This is a genomic window from Stenotrophomonas nematodicola (assembly GCF_009467805.1).
Classification (GTDB): Bacteria; Pseudomonadota; Gammaproteobacteria; order Xanthomonadales; family Xanthomonadaceae; genus Stenotrophomonas; species Stenotrophomonas nematodicola.
This window is the reverse complement of sequence record NZ_WIAY01000001.1, coordinates 923816-948031: the sequence shown is the minus strand read 5'-3', so window position 1 is coordinate 948031 and position 24216 is coordinate 923816. Positions and strand designations below refer to the sequence as shown.

Genomic DNA, 24216 nt, shown 5'->3' with positions numbered 1-24216 from the left:
TTTGCTTTGAAGCGTGTTTTTCAACCAAGAAGAAATGAGGTCGTTATGAAAGAGCCGGCCAACATCAATACGACGACCGTACAACCCACCCCGACCGCCACCGTGTACGGCATGCCGGCCTATACCGATCGTGCTGCCGCCGTGGGTGAAGTGCACGCGCGCCCGCATCTCTTGATTCAGGCCCCCCGCGGCATATTGCAGCTCGCTTTCATGACCGAAGGCGACCAGGCCAGGGATCAGATGGCGATGAGCGAGTTGTCTCATCGCTTCGGCGTTGCCGAACCCGACCATACTACGCCGCTCCACGGCGTGACATGGGATGAAGGAGACCTGCACTGCGAAAAGCACACCGAGTTCTCGACGTATCTCTGGTGCGCTTCGCTGGATTCCGAGACGGGAGAGCCGTGCGGCGAAAATCCGTTCAAGCATGGATTTGTTCCTCCCGGCCCGGTCGTATCCGGCATCCGTTTGAGACTTCTTCCGTGGACGCCGGAAACGGAGAAGGAGGTCGATCGCTTCGATCCTGCCAGCCTGTGCTACTCGCTGGTGGAGAACGGCTCTGCCGCCATCCTGACCGACTTTCGACAGGATGAGGATGGCCTGACGCAGATCCTCGTCCTGGCCCGCGATTTGACCCCGGCGCGGGCGGGTGCGCTGGCTCAACGTCTGCTGGAGATCGAGACTTACCGCACCTTGGCGTTGCTGTCCCTGCCGTTGACACGATCGATGACGTCGGAACTGCGACGCATGGAGTCGCGCCTTGCGGCGATCACCGACGAGATGTGTACGAGCTTGGTGGAACGGCGCGACAGCGACGTGCTGCTGTCCGAATTGACCGGCCTGGCTGCCGAGCTGGAAGCTGGCGTTGCGGCGAATCTCTATCGCTTCGGCGCCAGCCGTGCCTACTACGAGATCGTCGAGGAAAGGCTGGCAGCGCTTTCGGAAGAGGCCGTATCCGGGTACTGCACCTGGGCGGATTTCCTGCAGCGTCGCATCGCTCCCGCCATGCGGACATGCCAATCCGTAAAGGAGCGCCAGACCAAGCTCTCCGACAAGCTGACCCGGGCCATCGCGTTGCTGCGTTCCTGGATCGACGTCGAGCTTGAACGCCAGAACCGCGATCTGCTTGCGTCGATGAACAACCGGGCCAAGATGCAATTGCGCCTTCAGCAAACCGTCGAAGGCCTGTCGGTCGCGGCAATTTCTTATTACGTCGTGAGTCTTCTCGGCTATTTGCTCAAGGGCATTCCGATGGTTCACGACAGCGTGGCGCCGGTGATGGCGGTTCTGGTGCCTGCGGTGATGCTGACGATCTGGTGGATCGTGCGCAGGATCAGACACGCCCACGGCGACACGGCAGCGGAAGAGAAATCTTCCTGACGAGCTGCCGTCCTGGCGCGCGAGAGCTGCGCCGTTCCTTTGAACATAGGAGAACACCATGGAACGCATCGAACATCACGCCAGCTTTGATGGTTGGCAGGACGTTTATCAGCATGAATCCACGACGCTCGGTTGCACGATGAAAGTCGGCGTCTATCTGCCTCCGCAGGCACAGCACGGCAAGGTGCCGGTGCTGTACTGGCTTTCAGGCCTCACCTGCACCGAGCAGAACTTCATCACCAAGTCCGCCGTCCAGCGCTACGCAGCCGAACATGGCATTGCCGTCGTCGCGCCCGATAGCAGCGCTCGCGGCGAAGGCGTTGCCGACGATCCCGCCTATGACCTCGGACAGGGGGCAGGTTTCTACGTCAACGCCACGCAGGAACCCTGGGCTGCGAATCATCGGATGTATGACTACGTGGTGCAGGAACTACCGGCGCTGATCGAGGCCCACTTTCCCGTGACAGCGGAGCGGAGCATCAGCGGCCATTCCATGGGGGGACACGGTGCTCTGGTCATCGCCCTGCGCAACCCGGGCCGTTATCGAAGCGTCTCGGCCTTCTCGCCCATCGTCGCGCCCACCCAGGTTCCCTGGGGACACAAGGCCTTCGAGGCGTACCTGGGCAGCGACCGGGAGGCGTGGAAGCAGTACGACACCGTGGAGCTGATTCGCACCGTGCAGGAGCGTCTGCCGCTGCTGGTGGATCAGGGTTTGGGCGACGAGTTCCTGGAGAGTCAGCTTCAGCCCGATCTGCTGCGCAAGGCCTGCGACGAGACGGGGCACCCGCTCACGTTGAATCTGCGCCCAGGCTACGACCACAGCTACTACTTCATTGCCAGTTTCATTGGCGAGCATATGGCACACCACGCATCGGCGCTGAAACGCTGAGAGAGAGGAGATCAGGTCATGACAAAGACCTCCAAAAACCGACATCACGTCGTCATTATCGGAGCGGGCTTCGGCGGGATCGAGGTTGCCAACCAGCTTGCTGGTGCCGAGGTCGATGTGACGATCATCGACCGGCGCAATCATCACCTGTTCCAGCCGCTGCTTTACCAGGTCGCAGGGGCATCTCTCTCGACATCCGAGATCGCCTGGCCTATTCGCTATCTATTCCGAAATCGCCCGGAAGTGAACACCTTGATGGCGGAAGTGGAAGGTATCGACCAGGACGCGCGTCAGGTCATTCTCAACAATGGCTCGCGCCAAACCTACGACACGCTCGTACTCGCGACAGGTGCTACCCATGCCTATTTCGGACACGACGAATGGGGGGCTTTCGCGCCGGGGTTGAAGACGCTGGAAGATGCCACGACCATTCGAGGCCGAATCCTCGCGGCTTTCGAGGAGGCCGAGCGCACGAGCGATCCTCAGCAGCGTGCCGCGCTGCAGACGTTCGTCATCATCGGTGGTGGTCCCACCGGGGTTGAATTGGCCGGGACCATCGCCGAGCTTGCACGAGACACGCTGGCGCGTGACTTCCGCTCGATCGACCCGAGCACGTCCCGGGTTGTACTGATCGAGGCGGGCCCGCGTCTGTTGTCCGTCTTTCCAGAGGATCTTTCGGCCTATACGCGCCAGGCACTCGAAAAGCTCGGGGTCGAGGTCGTGCTGGGTACGCCGGTCACCGAATGCTCGGCCGACGGCGTGGTGTATGGCGGCAAGCCTCTTTCGGCCAAGACCATCGTTTGGGCCGCCGGCGTCCAGGCGTCTCCCGCGGCTCGCTGGTTGGGTGCTGCGTCTGATCGTGCGGGTCGAGTGGTCGTTGGTCCCGACCTGACGGTGGCCGGTCGCCCGGAGGTCTTCGCCATCGGCGATACCGCCTCGTGCACCATGGCTGATGGGAAGCCCGTACCGGGCATCGCCCCCGCCGCCAAACAGCAAGGCAAGTACGTCGCCAACCTCATTGGACGGCGTTTGAAAGGCAAGCCCGCTGACGGGCCTTTCAAATACCGGCATCAGGGGAACCTGGCCACCATCGGCCGCAGCCTGGCCGTAATTGACATGGGGCGGGTTAAGCTGCGTGGAGCCTTTGCGTGGTGGATCTGGAAGCTCGCGCATATCTACTTTCTGATCGGTACGCGAAATCGTCTCAGCGTCGCGTTGAGCTGGGTATGGAACCATAGCATCGGCTACCGCGGCTCTCGCATCATCATGCATGCGATTAGCGACAAAGAGCCCACGGCGTTGGATAAATCCGGCTCTCTGGATTGAGGTGCACACCTTATCGGAACGTCAACTATCAGAAATACCAGGGAGAGGAACTTGACCGATCTATTCACGACAAAGCCCAAGCCTCCCTTGGCCGAACTCCTGCGGCCCAAGACGCTGGATGAATTCGTCGGGCAACGGCACTTGCTCGGCCCCGGCAAGCCGCTTCGTCTCGCGTTCGAGGCGGGCAAGTTGCACTCGTTCATCCTCTGGGGGCCGCCAGGCGTGGGCAAGACCACCCTGGGGCGCCTGGCCGCCAGTGCGACCGACAGCCGATTCATCGCCATCTCGGCCGTGCTTGCCGGGGTGAAGGACATCCGGCAAGCCATCGACGAGGCCCAGGCAGAACTGGGCAACCATGGTCGATCGACGGTGCTTTTCGTCGATGAGATCCATCGCTTCAACAAGGCGCAGCAGGATGCCCTACTGCCCCATGTCGAGTCGGGGCTCCTGACCCTGGTGGGGGGAACGACCGAGCATCCGGGGCTGGCGGTCAATTCCGCTCTGCTCTCACGCGCGCAGGTCTATACCCTCGAACCGCTGTCCGGCGACGAACTGAACCAGCTCTACGAACGCGCACTGCCGCATCTCCAGGGCGTCACGTTGGACGCGGACGCGCTGGATCTGCTCAAGGGCTTTGCCGATGGCGATGGCAGGCGCTTCCTCAATCTGCTTGAGCAGGTGACGAATGCTGCGTCGGGCGCGGGCAAGGCCGTGGTCGATGGCGAGTTTGCCAAACTGTCCACCAGCCCATCACTGCGCAGGTTCGACAAGGGCGGCGACGAGTTCTACTGGCAGCTCTCCGCCTTCCACAAGTCGCTGCGGGGCTCCGACCCCGACGCGGCCCTGTACTGGCTGGCCCGCATCCTCGACGGCAGCGGCGACGTCAGCCAGGTGACGCGCCGCATGATCGTGGTGGCCAGCGAAGACATCGGCAATGCCGACCCGCAGGCGCTGCAACTGGCGCTCAATGCCGCGCTGGCTTATGAGAGGCTGGGTTCCCCTGAAGGCGAAATACCGATTGCCCACGCGGCGACCTACCTTGCTGCCGCCCCCAAGTCGAACGCTGCCTATGCCGCCTGGAACAAGGCGAAGGCCTTCGTCAAGAACAGCGGCTCCCTGCCTGTGCCTCTCCATCTTCGCAATGCGCCGACGAAGCTGATGCAGCAGATGGGGTATCACGAAGGCTACCGCTATGCCCATGACGAGCCCAACGGCTATGCCGCTGGGCAAAGCTACTTTCCCGAGGGCGTGGCGCGGCCGGGCTGGTATCAGCCAACGGACAGAGGTGTTGAGCGCAGGCTGGGAGAAAGGCTTACTTGGCTGCGCTCGCTGGATGATGGGACGCTGCCAGAGGCGGACGCCTGACCGGTCGCCTCCGAAACCGGCTCATCGCGACTTCACGAACTACAGGAACAGGATAAGAACATGTCAGCCACTTCTTTCGGTGCATCCTCGGCGAATATCAGCCGGGGACGCGTTGCCCGCTATCTGCGCACGGAGTCTGGTGCTGCGGTGCTGCTGGTGATCGTCACGGTCGTGGCGCTGGCGTGGGCGAACTCGCCGCTATCCGATGCCTATTTCGCGTTGTGGCACCTGGACGTCGGGTTTGACTTCGGGCCGCTGGGCATGCACATGGATCTGCATCACTGGGTCAACGACGGCCTGATGGTGGTCTTCTTCTTCCTGATCGGCCTGGAGGTGCGTCAGGAGTTCGCCCACGGATCGCTCAGGGACCGCAGCCGTGCCCGTCTCGCTCTGATCGCGGGTGTCGCAGGTGTCGTGCTTCCCGCGCTGGTGTATGTCCTGATCGTGGGGCTGGCCGGAAGTGAAGGCCTGCACGGGTGGGGGGCGGTGGTCGGCACCGATACGGCATTCATGCTGGGCACCCTGGCGATCGTCGGCCCGCGGCTATCCGGTCAGTTGCGCGTGTTCCTGCTCACCCTGACCGTGGTCGATGACTTCCTCGCCGTGTCCATCATCGGCATCGTCTATAGCGAGGAGATTCGGATCGTCCCGTTGTTGATCGCCCTCGCCAGTCTCGTTGCGTTGTGGTGGCTAGGGCGCACCCGCCAGTGGCGGGCAATGCCGTATGTGCTGATCGTGATCGTGCTGTGGCTCGCAACCGTGTACTCCGGCATCCATGCCTCTCTCGCCGGGATGGCCGCGGGGCTGCTGATCCCCGCCTACGCGACGCAACGTCACAAGGTCGTCGCGGCAAAACAACTGTTCCGCGACTTCTGGCAGTCTCCGAGTGCCGCATCGGCCCGCGCGGTGGACTGCGGGCTGTCCCGGGGTATCTCGGTGAACGAGCGATTGCACGAGTTCCTGCGGCTGCCGACGGCGCTGCTGATCGTGCCGGTGTTCGCCTTGGCGAACGCCGGAGTGGACGTGCGTGGCGGGCTGCTCGCCGAGGCCTTCGGCTCGCCAGTCACGTGGGGCGTCATCGCAGGGCTCGTGCTCGGCAAGCTCGTGGGCATCGGGCTCATCACGCTCGTCGCCGTCCGTCTCGGCCTGGGCCGGCTGCCCGAGGGCGTCGGGGTGGGGAGCGTGTTCGGTGGTGCGGCACTGTCCGGGATCGGCTTCACCGTGTCGCTGCTGATCATCGGGCTCGCGTTCGGCACGACCTCCGACCTGGGCCGCCAGGCGACGGTCGGCGTGCTCGTGTCGATGGTGTTCGCCACGTTGCTCGGGTGGCTGATCTTCAAGGTCGCCGCCAAGCGGTGGGGTGAGAAGACCGCTGACCTGCCGATGGTGCTTGAGCCACCGGTCGATCCGGAGATCGATCACATCCGCGGGCCGGAGGACGCCCAGCTCACACTCGTCGAGTACGTGGACTTCGAGTGCGCGTACTGTGCGCACGCGACCGGTTCTTGGGACGATCTGCGTGCCCACTTCGGGGACGACCTGCGGTATGTGGTGCGCCATCTGCCGCACCACCCGCACGGGCCGATCGCCGCGCGGGCGTCCGAGGCAGCGGCGAACCAGGGGATGTTCTGGCCGTGGCTGGAGTTCGTGTTCACCCGTCAGCATGCGCTGGAGCGCGAGCATCTGATCGGCTACGCCGCCGAGCTTGGGCTCGACGTCGAACGGTTCATCGCGGATCTCGACAGCACCGCGGTGATCGAGCGTGTCGAGCGCGACCTCGCCAGTGCGGTCGCCAGCGGTGCGCACGCCACGCCGACGTTCTTCGTCGAGGGTCGTCGTCTGCGCGGCAGCTACGACGCCCGCACTGTCACCGCGGCGCTCGAAGCCAGTCGCCGCGGCCCACGAACTCAGGAAGTCCCGTCCTGAGCGGGACGAACTACAGGATAAGAACATGCCAAACAATTCTTTCGGTGAATCCTCTTGTACCGCTGCGGCCAGCGGCCTCGTGCAGGTGCGCGGGGCGCGCGAGAACAACCTCAAAGAGGTGGACGTTTCCATCCCGCGTAACGCGCTCGTGGTGTTCTCGGGAGTCTCCGGCTCCGGGAAGTCCTCGCTGGCCTTCGGCACCATCTATGCCGAGGCTCAGCGACGTTACTTCGAGTCGGTGGCCCCCTATGCGCGGCGATTGATCGACCAGGCCGGCGTGCCCGACGTCGATGCGATCGACGGCCTCCCGCCGGCGGTGGCGCTGCAGCAGCAGCGTGGCTCCAGCAACGCGCGTTCCTCCGTGGGCAGTGTGACCACCCTGTCCAGCCTGGTGCGGATGATGTATTCGCGCGCCGGCGCCTACCCAGCCAACCAGCCGATGCTGTACGCCGAGGATTTTTCGCCCAACACGCCGCAGGGAGCGTGCCCGACCTGCCACGGCCTGGGCCATGTGTACGAGGTGACCGAGGCCATCATGGTGCCCGATCCCTCCCTGAGCATCCGCGAGCGGGCGATCGCCTCCTGGCCCCCCGCCTGGCAAGGCCAGAACCTGCGCGACATCCTGGTCAGCATGGGCTACGACGTTGACCGACCGTGGAAGGACCTGCCGAAGAAGGATCGCGACTGGATTCTGTTCACCGAGGAAACACCGACGGTGCCGGTGTACGCCGGCTTCACGCCCGCCGAGACCCGCGCCGCGCTCAAGCGCAAGATGGAGCCGAGCTACATGGGCACCTTCACCGGTGCTCGCCGGTATGTGCTGCACACCTTTGCCAACACCCAGAGCGCGCTGATGAGAAAGCGCGTGTCCCGGTTCATGGAGGGCAAGCCGTGCCCCACCTGCCACGGCAAGCGGCTCAAGCCCGAGGCGTTGTCGGTCACCTTCGCCGGCGTGGACATCGGCGCGTTCATGCAGATGCCGCTGGACCAGTTGGCGGCCTTGCTCGAACCCATTGCCCAGGGTGATTTCCGCGCCCATGCAGCGGGGGCGGCTACGGACAAGGAAGCGACCCGGCGCGACCGTGCCCAACGCGCGGCCTCCGGTCGTGCCGTACACGCGGTATCGCCCGACGTGCGCCGCACCTCCGCGCTGTCGGAAGAAAAGCGCCTCGCCGCGCAGCGCCTGGCCGGTGGCGTGATGGCACGCCTGCGCCAACTGCGCGGGCTGGGCTTGGGCTACCTGACGCTGGACCGGGCCACGCCGACGCTTTCGGCTGGCGAGTTGCAACGCCTGCGGCTGGCTACGCAATTGAGTTCCCTGCTGTTCGGCGTCGTGTACGTGCTCGACGAGCCCTCGGCGGGGCTGCACCCCTCCGACAGCCAGGCCCTGTACGACGCACTCGATCGGCTGCGCGACGCAGGCAACTCGGTGTTCGTGGTGGAGCACGACCTGGAACTGATGCGCCGCGCGCAATGGCTAGTGGATGTCGGGCCGGATGCCGGGGAGCGTGGCGGCCGCGTGCTCTACAGTGGCGAGCCGGATGGCCTGCGCAAGATTGCCGAATCGCGCACCGCCCGTTACCTGTTCGACGAGATCCCCGCGCCGGGGAGCCGGGCACGCGAAGCGATCGGCTGGCTGGAGCTGCAGGGCGTCCACCGCCACAACCTGCATGGCGTGGACGCACGCATTCCGCTGGGCGTGCTGACGGCCGTCACCGGCATCTCCGGCTCGGGCAAGTCCAGCCTCGTCGCGCAGGCCCTGCCGGAGCTGGTGCTGCTGCACCTGGGCCACGAGCCGGAAGACGATGTAGCCGAAAGCGCCACCAGCGAAGGGCCGGCAGTGATCGAAGCGACCGGCGGCCATCTGGCGGGCGACGTGGACGCCGTACAGCGTCTGGTGCAGGTGGACCAGAAACCGATCGGGCGCACGCCGCGGTCGAACCTAGCCACCTACACGGGCCTGTTCGACCATGTGCGCAAGCTGTTCGCTGCCACGCCCGATGCGCGACGCCGCCGCTACGATGCCGGACGGTTCTCGTTCAACGTCGCCAAGGGGCGCTGCGAGACCTGCGAGGGCGAGGGCTTCGTCAGCGTGGAACTGCTGTTCATGCCCAGCGTGTACGCGCCGTGCCCGACGTGCCATGGCGCACGCTACAACGAGGCCACGCTGAAGGTGCAATGGAACGGGCGCAACATCGCCGAGGTGCTGCAGATGACCGTGGACGAAGCCAGCGAATTCTTCGCGGGTGAAGACGCTGTGGCAAGGCCACTGCAACTGCTGCGCGATATCGGACTGGGCTACCTGCGCCTGGGGCAACCGGCCACCGAGCTTTCCGGTGGCGAGGCGCAGCGTATCAAGCTGGCGACCGAGCTTCAGCGCAGCCAGCGCGGCCGAAGCCTGTACGTGCTCGACGAGCCGACTACCGGGCTGCATGCGTCGGACGCCGACCGGCTGCTGGTGCAGTTGCAGCGCCTGGTCGATGCCGGCAATACCGTAGTGATGATCGAACACGATATGCGCGCGGTGGCCCAGGCCGATTGGGTGATCGACGTGGGGCCTGGTGCAGGCGCTGCCGGCGGCAGCATCGTGGTGGCGGGCTCCCCTCAGCAGGTGGCCCGAACGTCTGGCAGCAGAACCGCTCCGTTCCTTGCACAGGAGTTGGCGCGGGCCGAGTAGCTCAGTTCGCCAAATGTTGCCAGTTTTCGCGGGGCATTGATCGTCGCCACACGACGGTGGCGATCAATGCCCGAATCGCGTCATCCTTCCTGAGTCAGAGCAAGATAGGGATTGTTGGGCGGTATTTCGGCGAGTGCCAAGGACCCATCTTCGAGGAGGTAGCCATGCAGTCGGCGGGACTTCCTCGGGCCCGTGACTTCACAGGTCCAAATGTTCAGGCCATTGGGCTGCTTTCGATGTAGCTGCAGCTTCTCGAAGCGCTTCTGCACCCACTGCCAATCCTGTTGACTCTCCTGCTTGGCGAGTGCGGCCACTTCGGGATGCTCCTGCGCATAGCGTTGGAACACACCCGGGCTGACCAGGTAGGCCGTGTCATTCACCGTATGCACGAGTGCCTTCGCGTCGTTGATGATGAGCCGTCGTGAGGCGATTCCCTGCTTCAGCCAAACCATGAACTGTTCCCCGGATGGCTTCGTTGCCGATGACCCAGGCGTAGGCGCGGGTGCAGGTGCAGGCGATGGAATGGACGTCGCGGCTGTTGCTGGCGCGGGGGTGTGGAGGAACTCCTCGGCATCCTGGCCAACGCCGGCCGACTCACCCAAGCCCACCATCGCGAGCAAATCCTCCATGACGTCGGGCACGGGCTGGGCTGCGGGCGGTGAAACGATGGTGGTGCTGTCGCCCTCCCAAATCGGAGGCTCTTGACCTCCCTGCGCTGGGTTCACCGAGACGGTAGGCGCGGGAGCCGACATGCTGGCGTCGTTTTCCGCGGGCGTCGCGTCGATCTCTACCGTGCCCGCGAAAGGTGCTGGTCGCTCGCCAGACTCCCAGATCAGCGCGGGAGCGAGACGCAACAGGGTGAACGAATGGGACCAGCCGGTCGTGCTGGTCACGGTCGCGCGCCAGACCGCCTTGCCGTCCGGTGTGGGCTGCAGCATGCCGTGGTCCTGCAGCACATTGAACACGGCGGTGTTGTTCGCAGGAATGCCATCGATCCCCTGAGACAGGAGGTGTGCGCGCAGTTTGTCCGAAACCGTCTTGCTCACCAGCCACAAACCATCCTCGGTGAGCCAGCCATCGGAGGCTTCCGGCTGGTTCAGCTTCAACTGTTCCTTGAGCAGGTAGCGCAACCCGTCCAGCAGCTTGCGTTGCAGTGCGTGCTTGGGCGCGGCCATGGCGCGCGCCGGATCGCCGCCCAGCTCCTGGGCCACCGACGCCCGGTCTGCTTGCACGACGAGTTCCCCCAGTACACCGGCATGTTCGTACTGACCGGCCAGCACATAGAGCAGCGGTGCCCAGAGAGCCGGATAGTCGCTGAGCCAGTCCAGGACGTGGCGGTCGAGCAGTTGGCGATAGAGCAAGCCTGTTGCGGCGCTGTGCAGGCGGTATTCGCGGTCGTCACGGTAGCGAAATCGGTACGCCTGGTGCAGCGGGCCATGCCACGGATGCCAAGTACTGCCGTCGGCCAGTTCGACGTGTAGATCGACGGCGATCTTGCCAATATCGTGGAGCAGCGCAGCATAGGCAACGGCGGCGGTCCAGGCTTCGGACTGGGCCGCCTGGTCTTCGGGACTGGCACCGATGGGCAGCAGATGGGACTGCCGCAGTTTCAGGCTGTAGGCGACGATCTCCAGGCCGTGGTCGAGCATGCCGCCCGGGTAGGCATGGTGATGCGCCTCGGAGGCCGGGAAGGCCTGGACCAGTTCGGCATAGCGTTCCAGGGGCGTGCGATACAGGGTGGCGAATTGCCTACGCGAGAGCGAGGTACGCTGCCAGATGTGCTCCAGCAGCTTCTGCCGGCGTGGGGTGGCCAGCAGCGATGCGGCCGACTCAGGACGCAGCAGCCCTTTCGGGAGGGCGGTGACGGGTGGTGGCGTCGGTGCGGCAGCGACCGGGGGCCGTTTTCGCTGGAACAGGGAAAGCATGTGGGTGTCCTGATGACGGGCCGACCGGGAGGCCTTTTGGCCTTTTCGAGGTAGGGCCTTTCCCCTTGCACCCCATTCCCTTGCCATTTCGGCCCTTTGGCCTTTAACCGTTTCGGTATAGCGAGGCCTGGGTTGCGGCTCCAGCGTCAATGTGGAACCCGCTCGAATGCATTGGACGGCGACCCGGCGCTGGCCTCTGCCTATGCTGTGGGAACGCTGCTTCCGCCAGGTAGGTTGTTCTCACTCAGGCGACTAAGTTGACAGACGCGACAAAGGCGACTAGAGTGAATCCTGTCCCAAACCTACTCGGGAGATGACCATGCCCACTGCCATTGAATTCATTGCCGACCGTCTGCCGCGCGTCACGGTGGAAGATGTACGCCGCTTCGCGGATACCGTCGAAATCCGGGATGCCACGGCTTTCGCGGCCGAGTTGCAGGCGTTCGTCCACGAGCGTGTGGAAGCGGTGACACTGCCCGCCAACTTGGAGGGGGAGACCGTTGGGCAGGCCCTTGCACGCAAGGCGGCCGCGCTGCGCGCCGACACGCGCTGGGCACCGAATGAAACCGACGTCCAGCGAGGCCGCGCCGTGCTGCTGGAAACCTTCAACCAGCCGCACAACCTGCCGCCCGCGGAGTTCGCCAAGCTGGCGGACAAGTCGCGCCAGCAGATCTACAAGGACATCCTCGCGCGTCGGCTGCTGGCGCTGAACGTGGGGCCGCGCGGTCAGAAGCTGCCCGACTGGCAGCTCGACCCGGTGAAACAGCAGTTGACCCAAACCGTGCTTCAGGAGGTCGAGGGTATCGATCACTGGACGATCTACCGCGCACTGTCCGAACCGCTCGAAGGCTTGGGTGGGCGCTCGCCGGTGGATGCGGTGACGCATGGCACGATCGATGACGTGGCCGAGGCCGTGTTCAACGTGCTGGGCGTCCAGGTGCATTGAAGCGAGATCGCCATGAGCCACGAGCTGCCTTCGTTCCTGATCGATGCCGGTGAACTGCTCCAGCATGTGAGCCGCGTCGTCTATCGGGGCAGCCCGCTGTACTATGGTCGCAGCAGCACGAATCGCTACGATGACCCGGCGGGGGCCTACGGCGTGCTCTACCTGGGGCGCGACCTGCCCACGGCGCTGATGGAGTCGGTGTTTCACAAGCACCAGTGGCTTGAAGACACGAAGCGCTCCATCGCCCTGAAGGAGGTCCACGCCCGGATGGTCCGCGCCGTGGGCGTGCTGGACGACGTGCTCCTGGCCGACCTCACGGCGCCGGGCGTCATGGCGGGCTACTTCGGCCTGAATCTGGAGCAGTTGGCGAGCCGCGACTACACGCACACGCAGCAGGTGTCCGCTCAGGTGCATGCGATGGTCGGCGACGACGGCCAGCCGCTGTTCGACGGGGTGCTCTATCCGTCGCGCAACAACTATCCCGCCGCGAGCATCGCCCTGTTCGAGCGTGCGGGAACGAAGGTCAGCGTTGTCGAGGACATCGACCTGGTTGACCATGTGGACTGGCCGCGTTTCGTTGCCACCTACCGCATCGGCGTGGAGCCCGACCCCGGCCCGGTGGAACCGGATGACGAAGCGTCCTGAAGCAGCAAGAAAACACATTGAAGCCCGAAACGGAATGAAGTGGAGCAAACAGGAATAGGCATTCCTCAGTAGCAGGAGACGACCATGAACACGACGACCCGCACCAGTACCGCAGAACGCCTCGGCCGTACCTTTGGCCGCGGATGGCGCGTCTATGCGCGTGGCGAACGGCGGGTATCGAATTGGTTGGTGGCCAAAGGGGTGCCTTCGGTTGGTGCCACAGTGCTGCTGTGGGTGGTCAAGCTGGCTGTGCTGGGCGCGCTGCTCTACGCCGCCTTCTGGTTCGCACTCGTGTTGCTGGGAGTCGTGGTGGCGGGATGGGCGGCGGCTGCCAATACATCGGAAGAAGACGAGTGGCCGTTCACCGACCTCACCGAACTGCGCAAGACACCCGGCTACGATCCCAATCTGTACAACGATACGTCGCACGAGTTGTACACCGACGACTGATCGGCACCGCGCTACTTGGGGTCGTTTGCGGGAGAGGGCGAAATCCTACGCTAAGGCTTTGGCCAACGATATTCTCCGGTAAGATTGATGTGTTCCCAGGGGATAGGAGAAGTCGCTTGATATCTAGTATGACGTCTGTCGCACCTGCTTGATCGCGGCCGCGATAGCTAGATCGCGTTGCTCCTCTTCTCCATCCGCGTTCCAAGCTGCGGAAAGGCACCCATAAGCGTACGCCTGGTCGAGCAGGCGACGCGGATCGACGTCCAGCGCACGAGAGAATGCGTCCGCCATCTGTGCAATGCGTCTAGGATCGAGACAAAGGTCGTCTCTGTCAGCCGGATCGTAGAACATATTGGCGGCGCCAAAGCCCACTTCACCGACCAGACCGACGGGATCTATCACCAGCCAGCCGCGACTGGAGAACATGATGTTTTCATGATGCAGATCGCCATGTAGCCCACGCAGTTCCGAGGCATTGCTCATCATTTGATCGGCTATAATCGCCGCGTGGACGTAGTCAGTTTGACAACCTGCGTTTTGATCATCGCGCGCCCGCTGAAACAAAGCTGCAAAGCGATCCCGGATCGGGAGAAGGGCAGAAGGCAGGGGTTCCTCAGATGCGGCATACAGCTTCGCCATTAGTTCCGCTGCAATTTCGGTCGCCTGGTAGTCGCCGTGCTCGGCAACGATGTGAGAGAGCATTCGCTCCCCGGCATATTCGAGCAACATCAGATTGTTCTCACGACCGAGCAACCGGACTGCTCCCCTCCCATTGCGCCATACCAGATAGTCGGCCCCGCGCAGTTCATCAGCAATGTCTTCTATAGGTTTCAATCCCTTGACGATTGCAGGAGTCCCGTCTGGCAATGAAACTTTCCAAACGAGGCTGGAAAAGGTGTCCGCAATGAGAACAGGTTGCGAAACGTGCCAATGAGCAGGAAAAACAGGCGGCATGAACATCAACCCCAAGTCAGAGGGTCCAATCGCAGATAGAAGGCAAGGCGTTCGCGGTCGGGGGCTTCGATCCCCAATACATTGAATAGGACAGCGAAGGCGCGCTCTGCTTCATCTGGCGCTGCCCAGTTCTCTTCGGCGTTAGCAATCATGAGTGCCAAATCGGCATAGCGATCTGCTGTTCCGAGCCGCCCAAGGTCGATCAGACCCGTGCATTGAAGAGTTTTAGGGTCCACCATGAAGTTCGGCATGCAGGGATCACCATGGCAAACAACCATATCGGTGCGCTCTTGGTCGAGCCGCACCGGTAGCTCTCGTTCGACACGAGCCAAAAGATCGAGCTGCGGCGTACTCTTGTCCTCGTCCGGTAAGAAGTCGGGATTGACGGCATTGCGGGACACCACATCAACGGCGCGTCCGAACATTCGCGACAGCCTGCGCTCAAACGGACATTGATCAACCGATAGGCTGTGAACAGCGCCAAGTTGCTGCCCCATTGACGGCCACGCTTTGAGCAAATCCGCTCCAGACAGATCAGCCGCCGGTACTCCCGGAATTGCCGTTATCACCAAGCATGCACCCTCCTGTTCCTCCTGCCAGTTGATCACCTCGGGGCAAGCCACACCTCGACCTTTGAGCCAAATGAGGCGGTCACGCTCTCCAGCGAGCTCACCGCGGCGGGAAGCAGGTGCGATTTTCGCGAAGGCATGCCCGTCACCACGTCGAAAAACAAAATCACCAGATTCTCCGCCTCTGACAGGCAACCAGTCAGAATGCGATTCACCAAAAAAAATATTAGTTCGATTCAATGGAGGTTCCTTCAGTTTTCTGATGAAGCGCGGAGGTGGCTCAACCTGCGAAAAGAAACGAGTTGCTACGTAAGTCCGAGAACATGCTTTCCATGGTCTCTGAGCTCGCCTTTGGGACCGACATATCGGTAGAGAGTGACGCGCTCGATGCCGAGTTCCTTGCAGAGATCGGAAACTGAAGTATCGCGCTGGGCCATGGCGGCTTGCGCGAGACGCACCTGAGCTTTGGTGAGCGCGAATTTTCGTCCGCCCTTGCGACCGCGCGCTCTCGCGGAGGCGAGACCCGCCATGGTGCGCTCTCGGATCAGATCCCGCTCGAACTCGGCCAAGGTGGCGAAGATTCCGAACACCATGCGACCGGACGCAGTCGTGGTGTCGATCTGAGCGCCCTTTCCAGTCAGAACCCGCAGGCCGATCTTGCGGTCTGACAGCTCCTTCACCGTGTTGACCAGATGGGCAAGCGATCGTCCGAGGCGATCGAGCTTCCAGACCACCAGCACATCGCCGTCACGCAATGACTTGAGGCAGGCAGTCAAGCCAGGGCGATCATCACGACCGCCGGAAGCAAGATCATCATAGATATTGTCCCGTTCGACACCTGCGGCGCGCAAGGCGTCGTGCTGCAGGTCGAGAGACTGCGAGCCATCGGCTTTGGAGACGCGGGCATATCCGATCAGCATGTATCACAAACGTTCGATTATGTGACAGTGTGAGCCAGAACGTGCCGGTCGTCAAAAATTGTCACTTAACCCGTAATTCTGTCTAAGGCATACAAAGGGTGTTTATGGTTAGTAAAGTGACGGCGCAAGACAGCATCGTGCAGGGGACTTGTCGTTTTCAGAAGACGGCTGCACTGAACGTCAGAAGCCGACTGCACTATAGCAGCGGAGGGGTTGGATCCATCAGGCAACGACGGGCTGCTGCCGGCCATCAGCGGACGCAGGGAGGACTTTCCGCAACCGGCCGTTCGATGCGGCACCGATGGCCTTCGCGCAGGGGTAGTGAATCCGCCAGGATTGACTTGCGCTGCCCTACCTCTCACTAGTGAGGGGCGGCAGCGCATCAAGCGGTGAGCGCACTCCGGCACCGCCAACTTTCAGCACATGCGTGTAAATCATCGTCGTAGAGACGTCGGAATGGCCGAGCAGATCCTGCACGGTTCGAATGTCGTAACCGCTGCGGAGCAAGGCCGTCGCGAACGAGTGGCGGAGGGTGTGCGGTGTGGCGGGCTTCGTGATGCCTGCTTGTTCTACGGGGCACTGTTGCAAATAGTCGGTGGTGATAAACTTATCATCCCCTTTTGCTGATGGAGCTGCACATGAACCCATTCAAAGGCCGGCATTTTCAGCGTGACATCATTCTGTGGGCCGTACGCTGGTACTGCAAATACGGCATCAGTTACCGTGAGCTGCAGGAGATGCTGGCTGAACGCGGAGTGAATGTCGATCACTCCACGATTTACCGCTGGGTTCAGCGTTATGCGCCTGAAATGGAAAAACGGCTGCGCTGGTACTGGCGTAACCCTTCCGATCTTTGCCCGTGGCACATGGATGAAACCTACGTGAAGGTCAATGGCCGCTGGGCGTATCTGTACCGGGCCGTCGACAGCCGGGGCCGCACTGTCGATTTTTATCTCTCCTCCCGTCGTAACAGCAAAGCTGCATACCGGTTTCTGGGTAAAATCCTCAACAACGTGAAGAAGTGGCAGATCCCGCGATTCATCAACACGGATAAAGCGCCCGCCTATGGTCGCGCGCTTGCTCTGCTCAAACGCGAAGGCCGGTGCCCGTCTGACGTTGAACACCGACAGATTAAGTACCGGAACAACGTGATTGAATGCGATCATGGCAAACTGAAACGGATAATCGGCGCCACGCTGGGATTTAAATCCATGAAGACGGCTTACGCCACCATCAAAGGTATTGAGGTGATGCGTGCACTACGCAAAGGCCAGGCCTCAGCATTTTATTATGGTGATCCCCTGGGCGAAATGCGCCTGGTAAGCAGAGTTTTTGAAATGTAAGGCCTTTGAATAAGACAAAAGGCTGCCTCATCGCTAACTTTGCAACAGTGCCCCTGCGTGCGCTGCTGCCATGTCCACTACCTGACGCCGGTGATGGTGATGGCCTCGCCGGAGCGGGAATTTCTTAACCTCGACGAATTTAGACGATCGGCGGGCGAGGGGATGTCGTGGCAAGGTCCGCCTTGCGCTGCTCCGCAAGGGCGACACCAGCGGGTTCGTCGGCGGCCACGCCTAGCGCGACCGCAACCAAGCGTCGAAAAAGTATACGCTCGTCACCCGCCGTCTCCTGTGCTGAGAGTCTCAGGCCGATCGGCCGGCAGGGCTCAATGTCAGCAAACGCGTGATGAGCGGTGGCCTTCAACAGTGATAAGGCGGCACCAGAGAAAAATCACTCAGGGTCAATGCCAGCGCTTCGTTAATACAGATGTAGGTGTTCCACAGGGTAGCCAGCAGCATCCTGCGATGCAGATCCGGAACATAATGGTGCAGGGCGCTGACTTCCGGTGCCAGCAGATATTTTGGCAGTTTGCCTTGGATCAGAGCCATCTGACGCAGGGCTAGTGCAGCCGGATAGTCAATAGCTACCGGCAGCGGTGCGGACTGTTGTAACTCAGAATAAGAAATGAGGCCGCTCATGGCGTTGACTCTCAGTCATAGTATCGTGGTATCACCGGTTGGTTCCACTCTCTGTTGCGGGCAACTTCAGCAGCACGTAGGGGACTTCCGCGTTTCCAGACTTTACGAAACACGGAAACCGAAGACCATTCATGTTGTTGCTCAGGTCGCAGACGTTTTGCAGCAGCAGTCGCTTCACGTTCGCTCGCGTATCGGTGATTCATTCTGCTAACCAGTAAGGCAACCCCGCCAGCCTAGCCGGGTCCTCAACGACAGGAGCACGATCATGCGCACCCGTGGCCAGGACCCAACGCTGCCCGAGATGCGCCGCGTGCGGCTGCTGGAGATGGCGGACGCGATGGATATGTTCTGCCAAGGGTTGGTTTGCGCATTCACAGTTCTCCGCAAGAATTGATTGGCTCCAATTCTTGGAGTGGTGAATCCGTTAGCGAGGTGCCGCCGGCTTCCATTCAGGTCGAGGTGGCCCGGCTCCATGCACCGCGACGCAACGCGGGGAGGCAGACAAGGTATAGGGCGGCGCCTACAATCCATGCCAACCCGTTCCATGTGCTCGCCGAGGCGGCATAAATCGCCGTGACGATCAGCGGTCCAATGATCGAAGTTAGGCTGGTAAGAGCCGCGAGCGATCCTTGAAGCTGTCCCTGATGGTCGTCATCTACCTGCCTGGACAGCATGGCCTGCAACGCGGGCATCCCGATGCCGCCGGAAGCGAGAAGAATCATAATGGGGAAGGCCATCCAGCCTCGCGTCGCGAACGCCAGCAAGACGTAGCCCAGCGCGTCGGCCGCCATGCCGGCGATAATGGCCTGCTTCTCGCCGAAACGTTTGGTGGCGGGACCAGTGACGAAGGCTTGAGCGAGGGCGTGCAAGATTCCGAATACCGCAAGCGACAGGCCGATCATCGTCGCGCTCCAGCGAAAGCGGTCCTCGCCGAAAATGACCCAGAGCGCTGCCGGCACCTGTCCTACGAGTTGCATGATAAAGAAGACAGTCATAAGTGCGGCGACGATAGTCATGCCCCGCGCCCACCGGAAGGAGCTGACTGGGTTGAAGGCTCTCAAGGGCATCGGTCGACGCTCTCCCTTATGCGACTCCTGCATTAGGAAGCAGCCCAGTAGTAGGTTGAGGCCGTTGAGCACCGCCGCCGCAAGGAATGGTGCATGCAAGGAGATGGCGCCCAACAGTCCCCCGGCCACGGGGCCTGCCACCATACCCACGCCGAAACAAGCGCTCATGAGCCCGAAGTGGCGAGCCCGATCTTCCCCATCGGTGATGTCGGCGATATAGGCGCCAGCAACCGCACCTGTGGCGCCGGTGATGCCGGCCACGATGCGTCCGGCGTAGAGGATCCACAGGACGGGTGTGGTCGCCATGATCGCGTAGTCGATAGTGGCTCCAAGTAGCGAAGCGAGCAGGACTGGGCGGCGGCCAAAGCGGTCGGACAGTGCTCCGAGAACGGGTGCGCATAGAAATTGCATCAACGCATATAGCGCTAGCAGCACGCCATAGTGACTGGCGATGCTGTCGGAATGGACGATATCCCGCAAGAGGCCCGGCAGTACCGGCATAACCAAGCCTATGCCTACAGCATCCAGGGTGACGGTGCCGAGGATGACGATGAGCGCATTGTTAGATTTCATACACGGTGCCTGACTGCGTTAGCAATTTAACTGTGATAAACTACCGCATTAAAGCTTATCGATGATAAGCTGTCAAACATGAGAATTCGCGAATGAACAAGCTCCAACGCGAGGCCGTGATCCGAACCGCGCTCGAACTGCTTAACGACGTGGGCATGGAAGGTCTAACGACGCGCCGACTGGCTGAGCGCCTCGGGGTGCAACAGCCAGCGCTCTACTGGCATTTCAAGAACAAGCGTGCGTTGCTCGACGCACTTGCCGAAGCCATGCTGACGATAAATCACACGCATTCGACGCCAAGGGATGACGACGACTGGCGTTCGTTCCTGAAGGGCAATGCATGCAGTTTTCGACGGGCGTTGCTCGCTTATCGCGATGGCGCGCGTATTCATGCCGGGACGCGGCCAGCCGCGCCGCAGATGGAAAAAGCCGACGCGCAGCTTCGCTTCCTTTGCGATGCTGGCTTTTCGGCAGGTGACGCGACCTATGCGTTGATGGCAATCAGCTACTTCACCGTCGGCGCTGTTCTTGAGCAGCAAGCTAGCGAGGCAGACGCCGAGGAGCGGGGCGAAGATCAGTTGACCACCTCAGCGTCTACGATGCCGGCGCGCCTACAGAGCGCGATGAAAATCGTCTACGAAGGCGGTCCGGACGCGGCATTCGAGCGAGGCCTGGCTCTCATCATCGGCGGTCTTGAAAAAATGAGGCTCACTACGAACGACATTGAGGTGCTGAAGAATGTTGACGAATGACAGGGGGCGGCAGGTGCGGAGGGCGCGGTTGCTTCGTCATATGAAGCAAAGTCACCTAGCTGAATTAATGGGTGTGGATCAGGCAACCGTGTCGCGCTGGGAGCGGGGCACCCTTGCATTGTCGGATGGGAGGAGCTTGTCAGAAATTTTGTGTGTGAGGCATAGCATGTCGACAAGGAGCATGAATGCCACGCAAGACCAAACCCACCGCTTTGGCGGACCAGGCGGCACAGCCGCAATTTCACATCCCGGCCGAGCTGCTTGACCAGTTGGTGACCGGGCCCATGACGCCGGGCCAAGTCCAAGGGCTGTTCGATCAGTTCAAGAAGTCAATTCTTGAGCGGGCGCTGGGCGCCGAGATGAGTCATCACCTAGGCTATGCGCCCGGCCAAGCCAAGCCCACAGGCGGATCAGCCAACCACCGCAACGGCAAGAGCACCAAGACCGTACTGACCGATGTGGGGGCGCTGCGCATCGATGTCCCACGCGATCGCGAAGGCAGCTTCGAGCCGCAGCTCATTGGCAAGCACGAGCGGCGCTTTACGGGTTTCGACGACAAGATCATCGCCATGTACGCACGCGGCATGACGGTGCGCGAGATCCAGGGTTTCCTGGCTGAGATGTACTCGGTGGACGTCTCGCCCGAGCTCATCAGCCGTGTCACCGATGAGGTGATGGGCGAGGTCACGGCCTGGCAGACACGGCCGCTGGAGGCGATGTACCCGGTGGTGTTCTTCGATGCGCTGCGGGTCAAGATTCGCGAGGATGCGGTGGTGCGCTCCAAGGCCGTCTACCTGGCGCTGGGCGTACTGCCTGACGGCTCGCGCGACATCCTGGGAATCTGGATCGAGAACACCGAGGGGGCGAAGTTCTGGATGAAGGTCTTCAACGATCTGAAGACGCGCGGGGTGCAGGACATCCTGATTGCCGTCACCGACGGCCTCAAGGGCATGCCAGAGGCGCTGGGCGCAGTGTTCCCGGCGACGACGCTGCAGACCTGCATCGTGCACCTGATCCGGGGTGGCCTGGACTTTGCGTCATGGAAAGACCGCAAGGCGCTGGCCGCAGCCATCAAACCCATCTACACCGCGGTGAGCGCCGAGGCGGCCGAGGCCGAGTTGGATGCGTTTGCGGCCGGCCCCTGGGGGCAGCGGTTCCCGACCGTGGTCAGCGCCTGGCGCCGGGCCTGGGACAAGGTCATCCCGTTCTTCGCCTTCCCGCCCGAGGTGCGGCGCGTGATCTACACCACCAACGCCATCGAGAGCGTGAACGCACGGCTGCGCAAGATCATCAAAACGCGCGGCCACTTCCCCAGCGACGAGGCGGCCACCAAGCTGATCTGGCTGGCGCTGCGCAACATCACCGCGGACTGGGGGCGGGCGGCCAACCACTGGAAATCAGCGATGAACCAATTTGCGATCCTCTACGAGGACCGATTTACCAGATCGGGCCAGTAAGATCACCAAGCCGCCTCACGATTGAGTGACGGATTCAACAGCCTCACACACAGAAATCCTGACACTCCCGATGGGAGGTGGTCAGCGGTTCTTCAATTGCTTACCGGGCCTTCCGATTCATCGTACGACGCTGCGCTGAAGCGTCTGGTGCAATCCTCCGCCCACAAAGTCCATCTGGTAGCGACCGGACACATTGTTTGCTCGCGGCATCTCCGGCCAGGCAAAGGGAATTGCGGATTGACCTAGCCGAACTCCTTGGTAAATCGCTGCGTGTTTATGCGTCCCCGAGATAGTTGCGGCCGACTCTGCGCTTAATGGGCTCGGTTGGCATGAGGGGCGGCTGGGGTCACTCGAGGTGGATACCGGCCCGAACTGGAGCGAGGAACTTCCATACTGCCAAGGCGAATGCTGTGGGAGCGCATCATGCTCGCTGATGGTAGCCCGGCACTACTTGTTACCACCACAGCTTAATGCGAAGGGTGCTCCTGTTCTTGTGCATATTTTATGCGCTGCTGATTGTGCATCGAACTGATAACCTCAACGGGTCTGCTTTGTAGTTCACCACACCCCTGACGCGCGCGTGCCGGATAAGCAGAACTATGGTGCCGATGGATGTCAGGAACACTCGGCCTGGTTCGTAACTAGGTCGTCCTGCGCGATCCTGCGGCTAGGGCCGGAATCGTGCTCGCCAGTCAGGCGCTGATGAAGCCTATGGGCACTGTTGCAAATAGTCGGTGGTGATAAACTTATCATCCCCTTTTGCTGATGGAGCTGCACATGAACCCATTCAAAGGCCGGCATTTTCAGCGTGACATCATTCTGTGGGCCGTACGCTGGTACTGCAAATACGGCATCAGTTACCGTGAGCTGCAGGAGATGCTGGCTGAACGCGGAGTGAATGTCGATCACTCCACGATTTACCGCTGGGTTCAGCGTTATGCGCCTGAAATGGAAAAACGGCTGCGCTGGTACTGGCGTAACCCTTCCGATCTTTGCCCGTGGCACATGGATGAAACCTACGTGAAGGTCAATGGCCGCTGGGCGTATCTGTACCGGGCCGTCGACAGCCGGGGCCGCACTGTCGATTTTTATCTCTCCTCCCGTCGTAACAGCAAAGCTGCATACCGGTTTCTGGGTAAAATCCTCAACAACGTGAAGAAGTGGCAGATCCCGCGATTCATCAACACGGATAAAGCGCCCGCCTATGGTCGCGCGCTTGCTCTGCTCAAACGCGAAGGCCGGTGCCCGTCTGACGTTGAACACCGACAGATTAAGTACCGGAACAACGTGATTGAATGCGATCATGGCAAACTGAAACGGATAATCGGCGCCACGCTGGGATTTAAATCCATGAAGACGGCTTACGCCACCATCAAAGGTATTGAGGTGATGCGTGCACTACGCAAAGGCCAGGCCTCAGCATTTTATTATGGTGATCCCCTGGGCGAAATGCGCCTGGTAAGCAGAGTTTTTGAAATGTAAGGCCTTTGAATAAGACAAAAGGCTGCCTCATCGCTAACTTTGCAACAGTGCCTTCTACGGCACGTTTGAAGGCGCGCTGAAAGGTCTGGTCATACATGTGATGGCGACGCACGACACCGCTCCGTGGATCGGTCGAATGCGTGTGCTGCGCAAAAACCCAGAACCACGGCCAGGAATGCCCGGCGCGCGGATACTTCCGCTCAAGGGCGTCGGGAAGCGCAACGCCGCTGCGGCCCTCGGCCTGGTCCTTCAGCCACCATGCCCGTGCACGCGACAGCTGCTCGCGCAGGCTGGGTGCCAAGCTCTCGGGTAACATCAAGGCCCGATCCTTGGAGCCCTTGCCCTCCCGCACGATGATCGTGCCGTGATCGAAATCCAGATCCTTGACCCGCAGTTGCAAACCCTCACTGATCCGCATGCCCGTTCCATACAGAAGCTGGGCGAACAAACGATGCTCGCCTTCCAGAAAACCGAGGATGCGAACCACTTCATCCGGGGTCAGCACCACCGGCAAGCGCCGCGACGGCCGAGGTCTTCCGATCTCCTGAAGCCAGGGCAGATCCGTGCACAGCACCTTGCCGTAGAAGAACAGCAAGGCCGCCAATGCCTGACGATGCGTGGAGACCGAAACCTTGCGCTCGTTCGCCAGCCAGGACAGAAATGCCTCGACTTCGCTGCTGCCCAAGGTTGCCGGGTGACGCACACCGTGGAAACGGATGAAGGCACGAACCCAGTGGACATAAGCCTGTTCGGTTCGTAAACTGTAATGCAAGTAGCGTATGCGCTCACGCAACTGGTCCAGAACCTTGACCGAACGCAGCGGTGGTAACGGCGCAGTGGCGGTTTTCATGGCTTGTTATGACTGTTTTTTTGTACAGTCTATGCCTCGGGCATCCAAGCAGCAAGCGCGTTACGCCGTGGGTCGATGTTTGAT

Annotated in this window: 22 protein-coding genes and 1 pseudogene; 15 read left to right on the top strand and 8 right to left on the bottom strand. The window is 61.6% G+C overall.

Going from position 1 to position 24216, the window contains the following annotated elements:
• Positions 1-45 precede the first annotated feature (45 nt).
• From GDJ08_RS04515 to GDJ08_RS04490, 6 genes are read left to right on the top strand one after another with little or no spacing between them, the layout of a single operon-like run.
• The gene (locus tag GDJ08_RS04515; RefSeq protein WP_023464791.1) at positions 46-1380 is read left to right on the top strand and encodes a DUF3422 family protein; all 1335 of its coding nucleotides are present in this window, start codon (positions 46-48) and stop codon (positions 1378-1380) included.
• Positions 1381-1438: 58 nt separating this feature from the next.
• On the top strand, positions 1439-2269 hold the full coding sequence (fghA, locus tag GDJ08_RS04510) for an S-formylglutathione hydrolase (RefSeq protein ID WP_023464790.1): 831 nt from the start codon (positions 1439-1441) through the stop codon (positions 2267-2269).
• Between the two features lie 18 nt (positions 2270-2287).
• On the top strand, positions 2288-3595 hold the full coding sequence (locus tag GDJ08_RS04505; RefSeq protein WP_028690947.1) for an NAD(P)/FAD-dependent oxidoreductase: 1308 nt from the start codon (positions 2288-2290) through the stop codon (positions 3593-3595).
• A gap of 51 nt (positions 3596-3646) precedes the next feature.
• Positions 3647-4960: a replication-associated recombination protein A gene (locus GDJ08_RS04500; protein ID WP_028690948.1), complete on the top strand. Its 1314-nt coding sequence runs from the start codon at positions 3647-3649 to the stop codon at positions 4958-4960.
• A 60-nt stretch (positions 4961-5020) separates the two neighbouring features.
• Positions 5021-6886 carry a Na+/H+ antiporter NhaA gene (gene nhaA, locus GDJ08_RS04495; RefSeq protein WP_153164369.1) on the top strand — a complete coding sequence of 622 codons (1866 nt, stop codon included), beginning with the start codon at positions 5021-5023 and terminating at the stop codon, positions 6884-6886.
• Positions 6887-6911: 25 nt separating this feature from the next.
• Entirely contained in the window at positions 6912-9563 is a 2652-nt protein-coding gene (locus GDJ08_RS04490; RefSeq protein WP_028690950.1) for an excinuclease ABC subunit UvrA, read from the top strand.
• Between the two features lie 80 nt (positions 9564-9643).
• Here the strand turns inward: GDJ08_RS04490 and mobH are convergent, their stop codons facing one another.
• Entirely contained in the window at positions 9644-11488 is a 1845-nt protein-coding gene (mobH, locus tag GDJ08_RS04485; RefSeq protein WP_028690951.1) for a MobH family relaxase, read from the bottom strand.
• Between the two features lie 319 nt (positions 11489-11807).
• Between mobH and GDJ08_RS04480 the strand changes: the two genes are divergently transcribed.
• The 3 genes from GDJ08_RS04480 (at position 11808) to GDJ08_RS04470 (ending at position 13529) form a co-directional block, all read left to right on the top strand.
• Positions 11808-12434 carry a hypothetical protein gene (locus tag GDJ08_RS04480; protein ID WP_023657212.1) on the top strand — a complete coding sequence of 209 codons (627 nt, stop codon included), beginning with the start codon at positions 11808-11810 and terminating at the stop codon, positions 12432-12434.
• A gap of 12 nt (positions 12435-12446) precedes the next feature.
• Complete coding sequence (locus tag GDJ08_RS04475) at positions 12447-13079, top strand: RES family NAD+ phosphorylase (RefSeq protein ID WP_028690952.1); 633 nt, start codon at positions 12447-12449, stop codon at positions 13077-13079.
• A gap of 84 nt (positions 13080-13163) precedes the next feature.
• Positions 13164-13529 (top strand): DUF3742 family protein, encoded by a 366-nt coding sequence (locus GDJ08_RS04470; RefSeq protein ID WP_028690953.1) that lies wholly within the window; start codon positions 13164-13166, stop codon positions 13527-13529.
• 123 nt (positions 13530-13652) lie between these two features.
• Here the strand turns inward: GDJ08_RS04470 and GDJ08_RS04465 are convergent, their stop codons facing one another.
• From GDJ08_RS04465 to GDJ08_RS04450, 4 genes and pseudogenes are all read right to left on the bottom strand, one after another.
• Complete coding sequence (locus tag GDJ08_RS04465; RefSeq protein ID WP_000480968.1) at positions 13653-14489, bottom strand: aminoglycoside O-phosphotransferase APH(6)-Id; 837 nt, start codon at positions 14487-14489, stop codon at positions 13653-13655.
• Complete coding sequence (gene aph(3'')-Ib / locus GDJ08_RS04460) at positions 14489-15292, bottom strand: aminoglycoside O-phosphotransferase APH(3'')-Ib (RefSeq protein ID WP_001082319.1); 804 nt, start codon at positions 15290-15292, stop codon at positions 14489-14491. The genes GDJ08_RS04465 and aph(3'')-Ib overlap by 1 nt, the downstream gene beginning before the upstream one ends.
• A gap of 65 nt (positions 15293-15357) precedes the next feature.
• Positions 15358-15972 carry a recombinase family protein gene (locus GDJ08_RS04455; RefSeq protein ID WP_000904906.1) on the bottom strand — a complete coding sequence of 205 codons (615 nt, stop codon included), beginning with the start codon at positions 15970-15972 and terminating at the stop codon, positions 15358-15360.
• 351 nt (positions 15973-16323) lie between these two features.
• Positions 16324-16545 (bottom strand): annotated as a pseudogene (locus GDJ08_RS04450) (tyrosine-type recombinase/integrase); the annotation flags it as partial.
• Between the two features lie 65 nt (positions 16546-16610).
• Between GDJ08_RS04450 and GDJ08_RS04445 the strand changes: the two are divergent.
• Entirely contained in the window at positions 16611-17315 is a 705-nt protein-coding gene (locus GDJ08_RS04445) for an IS6-like element IS26 family transposase (protein WP_001067855.1), read from the top strand.
• Between the two features lie 357 nt (positions 17316-17672).
• Here GDJ08_RS04445 and GDJ08_RS04440 read toward each other — a convergent pair whose 3' ends face one another.
• The gene (locus GDJ08_RS04440; RefSeq protein ID WP_000015696.1) at positions 17673-17951 is read right to left on the bottom strand and encodes a site-specific integrase; all 279 of its coding nucleotides are present in this window, start codon (positions 17949-17951) and stop codon (positions 17673-17675) included.
• A 265-nt stretch (positions 17952-18216) separates the two neighbouring features.
• On the opposite strand from GDJ08_RS04440, the gene GDJ08_RS20405 reads away from it, so the two are divergent.
• A complete protein-coding gene (locus tag GDJ08_RS20405) occupies positions 18217-18345 on the top strand; it encodes a type VI secretion protein (RefSeq protein ID WP_001260374.1) in 129 nt (42 codons plus the stop codon).
• Positions 18346-18400: 55 nt separating this feature from the next.
• Here GDJ08_RS20405 and tet(C) read toward each other — a convergent pair whose 3' ends face one another.
• The gene (tet(C), locus tag GDJ08_RS04425) at positions 18401-19591 is read right to left on the bottom strand and encodes a tetracycline efflux MFS transporter Tet(C) (RefSeq protein ID WP_001297013.1); all 1191 of its coding nucleotides are present in this window, start codon (positions 19589-19591) and stop codon (positions 18401-18403) included.
• A 92-nt stretch (positions 19592-19683) separates the two neighbouring features.
• On the opposite strand from tet(C), the gene tetR(C) reads away from it, so the two are divergent.
• From tetR(C) to GDJ08_RS04400, 4 genes are all read left to right on the top strand, one after another.
• Positions 19684-20343, top strand: a complete 660-nt coding sequence (tetR(C), locus tag GDJ08_RS04415; RefSeq protein WP_001038045.1) for a tetracycline resistance transcriptional repressor TetR(C) — start codon at positions 19684-19686, stop codon at positions 20341-20343.
• Complete coding sequence (locus GDJ08_RS20435; protein ID WP_202877141.1) at positions 20330-20608, top strand: helix-turn-helix domain-containing protein; 279 nt, start codon at positions 20330-20332, stop codon at positions 20606-20608. The genes tetR(C) and GDJ08_RS20435 overlap by 14 nt, the downstream gene beginning before the upstream one ends.
• Positions 20529-21800 carry an IS256 family transposase gene (locus tag GDJ08_RS04405; protein WP_047350851.1) on the top strand — a complete coding sequence of 424 codons (1272 nt, stop codon included), beginning with the start codon at positions 20529-20531 and terminating at the stop codon, positions 21798-21800. The genes GDJ08_RS20435 and GDJ08_RS04405 overlap by 80 nt, the downstream gene beginning before the upstream one ends.
• Before the next feature lie 777 nt (positions 21801-22577).
• Positions 22578-23282, top strand: a complete 705-nt coding sequence (locus GDJ08_RS04400; protein ID WP_001067855.1) for an IS6-like element IS26 family transposase — start codon at positions 22578-22580, stop codon at positions 23280-23282.
• Here the strand turns inward: GDJ08_RS04400 and GDJ08_RS04395 are convergent.
• A complete protein-coding gene (locus GDJ08_RS04395; RefSeq protein ID WP_015057121.1) occupies positions 23173-24132 on the bottom strand; it encodes a class 1 integron integrase IntI1 in 960 nt (319 codons plus the stop codon). The genes GDJ08_RS04400 and GDJ08_RS04395 overlap by 110 nt on opposite strands.
• Positions 24133-24216: the final 84 nt, after the last annotated feature.

Excerpts from the sequence above, each read along its gene's own strand:
- GDJ08_RS20405 (WP_001260374.1), top strand. The coding sequence starts at position 18,217 with ATGCGCACCCGTGGCCAGGACCCAACGCTGCCCGAGATGCGCCGCGTG.
- GDJ08_RS04505 (WP_028690947.1), top strand. The coding sequence starts at position 2,288 with ATGACAAAGACCTCCAAAAACCGACATCACGTCGTCATTATCGGAGCG.
- mobH (WP_028690951.1), bottom strand. The coding sequence starts at position 11,488 with ATGCTTTCCCTGTTCCAGCGAAAACGGCCCCCGGTCGCTGCCGCACCG.
- GDJ08_RS20435 (WP_202877141.1), top strand. The coding sequence starts at position 20,330 with ATGTTGACGAATGACAGGGGGCGGCAGGTGCGGAGGGCGCGGTTGCTT.
- GDJ08_RS04395 (WP_015057121.1), bottom strand. The coding sequence starts at position 24,132 with ATGAAAACCGCCACTGCGCCGTTACCACCGCTGCGTTCGGTCAAGGTT.
- GDJ08_RS04490 (WP_028690950.1), top strand. The coding sequence starts at position 6,912 with ATGCCAAACAATTCTTTCGGTGAATCCTCTTGTACCGCTGCGGCCAGC.
- GDJ08_RS04470 (WP_028690953.1), top strand. The coding sequence starts at position 13,164 with ATGAACACGACGACCCGCACCAGTACCGCAGAACGCCTCGGCCGTACC.
- GDJ08_RS04445 (WP_001067855.1), top strand. The coding sequence starts at position 16,611 with ATGAACCCATTCAAAGGCCGGCATTTTCAGCGTGACATCATTCTGTGG.
- GDJ08_RS04515 (WP_023464791.1), top strand. The coding sequence starts at position 46 with ATGAAAGAGCCGGCCAACATCAATACGACGACCGTACAACCCACCCCG.
- GDJ08_RS04440 (WP_000015696.1), bottom strand. The coding sequence starts at position 17,951 with ATGAGCGGCCTCATTTCTTATTCTGAGTTACAACAGTCCGCACCGCTG.
- GDJ08_RS04405 (WP_047350851.1), top strand. The coding sequence starts at position 20,529 with ATGCCACGCAAGACCAAACCCACCGCTTTGGCGGACCAGGCGGCACAG.
- GDJ08_RS04465 (WP_000480968.1), bottom strand. The coding sequence starts at position 14,489 with ATGTTCATGCCGCCTGTTTTTCCTGCTCATTGGCACGTTTCGCAACCT.
- fghA (WP_023464790.1), top strand. The coding sequence starts at position 1,439 with ATGGAACGCATCGAACATCACGCCAGCTTTGATGGTTGGCAGGACGTT.
- GDJ08_RS04475 (WP_028690952.1), top strand. The coding sequence starts at position 12,447 with ATGAGCCACGAGCTGCCTTCGTTCCTGATCGATGCCGGTGAACTGCTC.
- GDJ08_RS04455 (WP_000904906.1), bottom strand. The coding sequence starts at position 15,972 with ATGCTGATCGGATATGCCCGCGTCTCCAAAGCCGATGGCTCGCAGTCT.
- GDJ08_RS04480 (WP_023657212.1), top strand. The coding sequence starts at position 11,808 with ATGCCCACTGCCATTGAATTCATTGCCGACCGTCTGCCGCGCGTCACG.
- GDJ08_RS04400 (WP_001067855.1), top strand. The coding sequence starts at position 22,578 with ATGAACCCATTCAAAGGCCGGCATTTTCAGCGTGACATCATTCTGTGG.
- nhaA (WP_153164369.1), top strand. The coding sequence starts at position 5,021 with ATGTCAGCCACTTCTTTCGGTGCATCCTCGGCGAATATCAGCCGGGGA.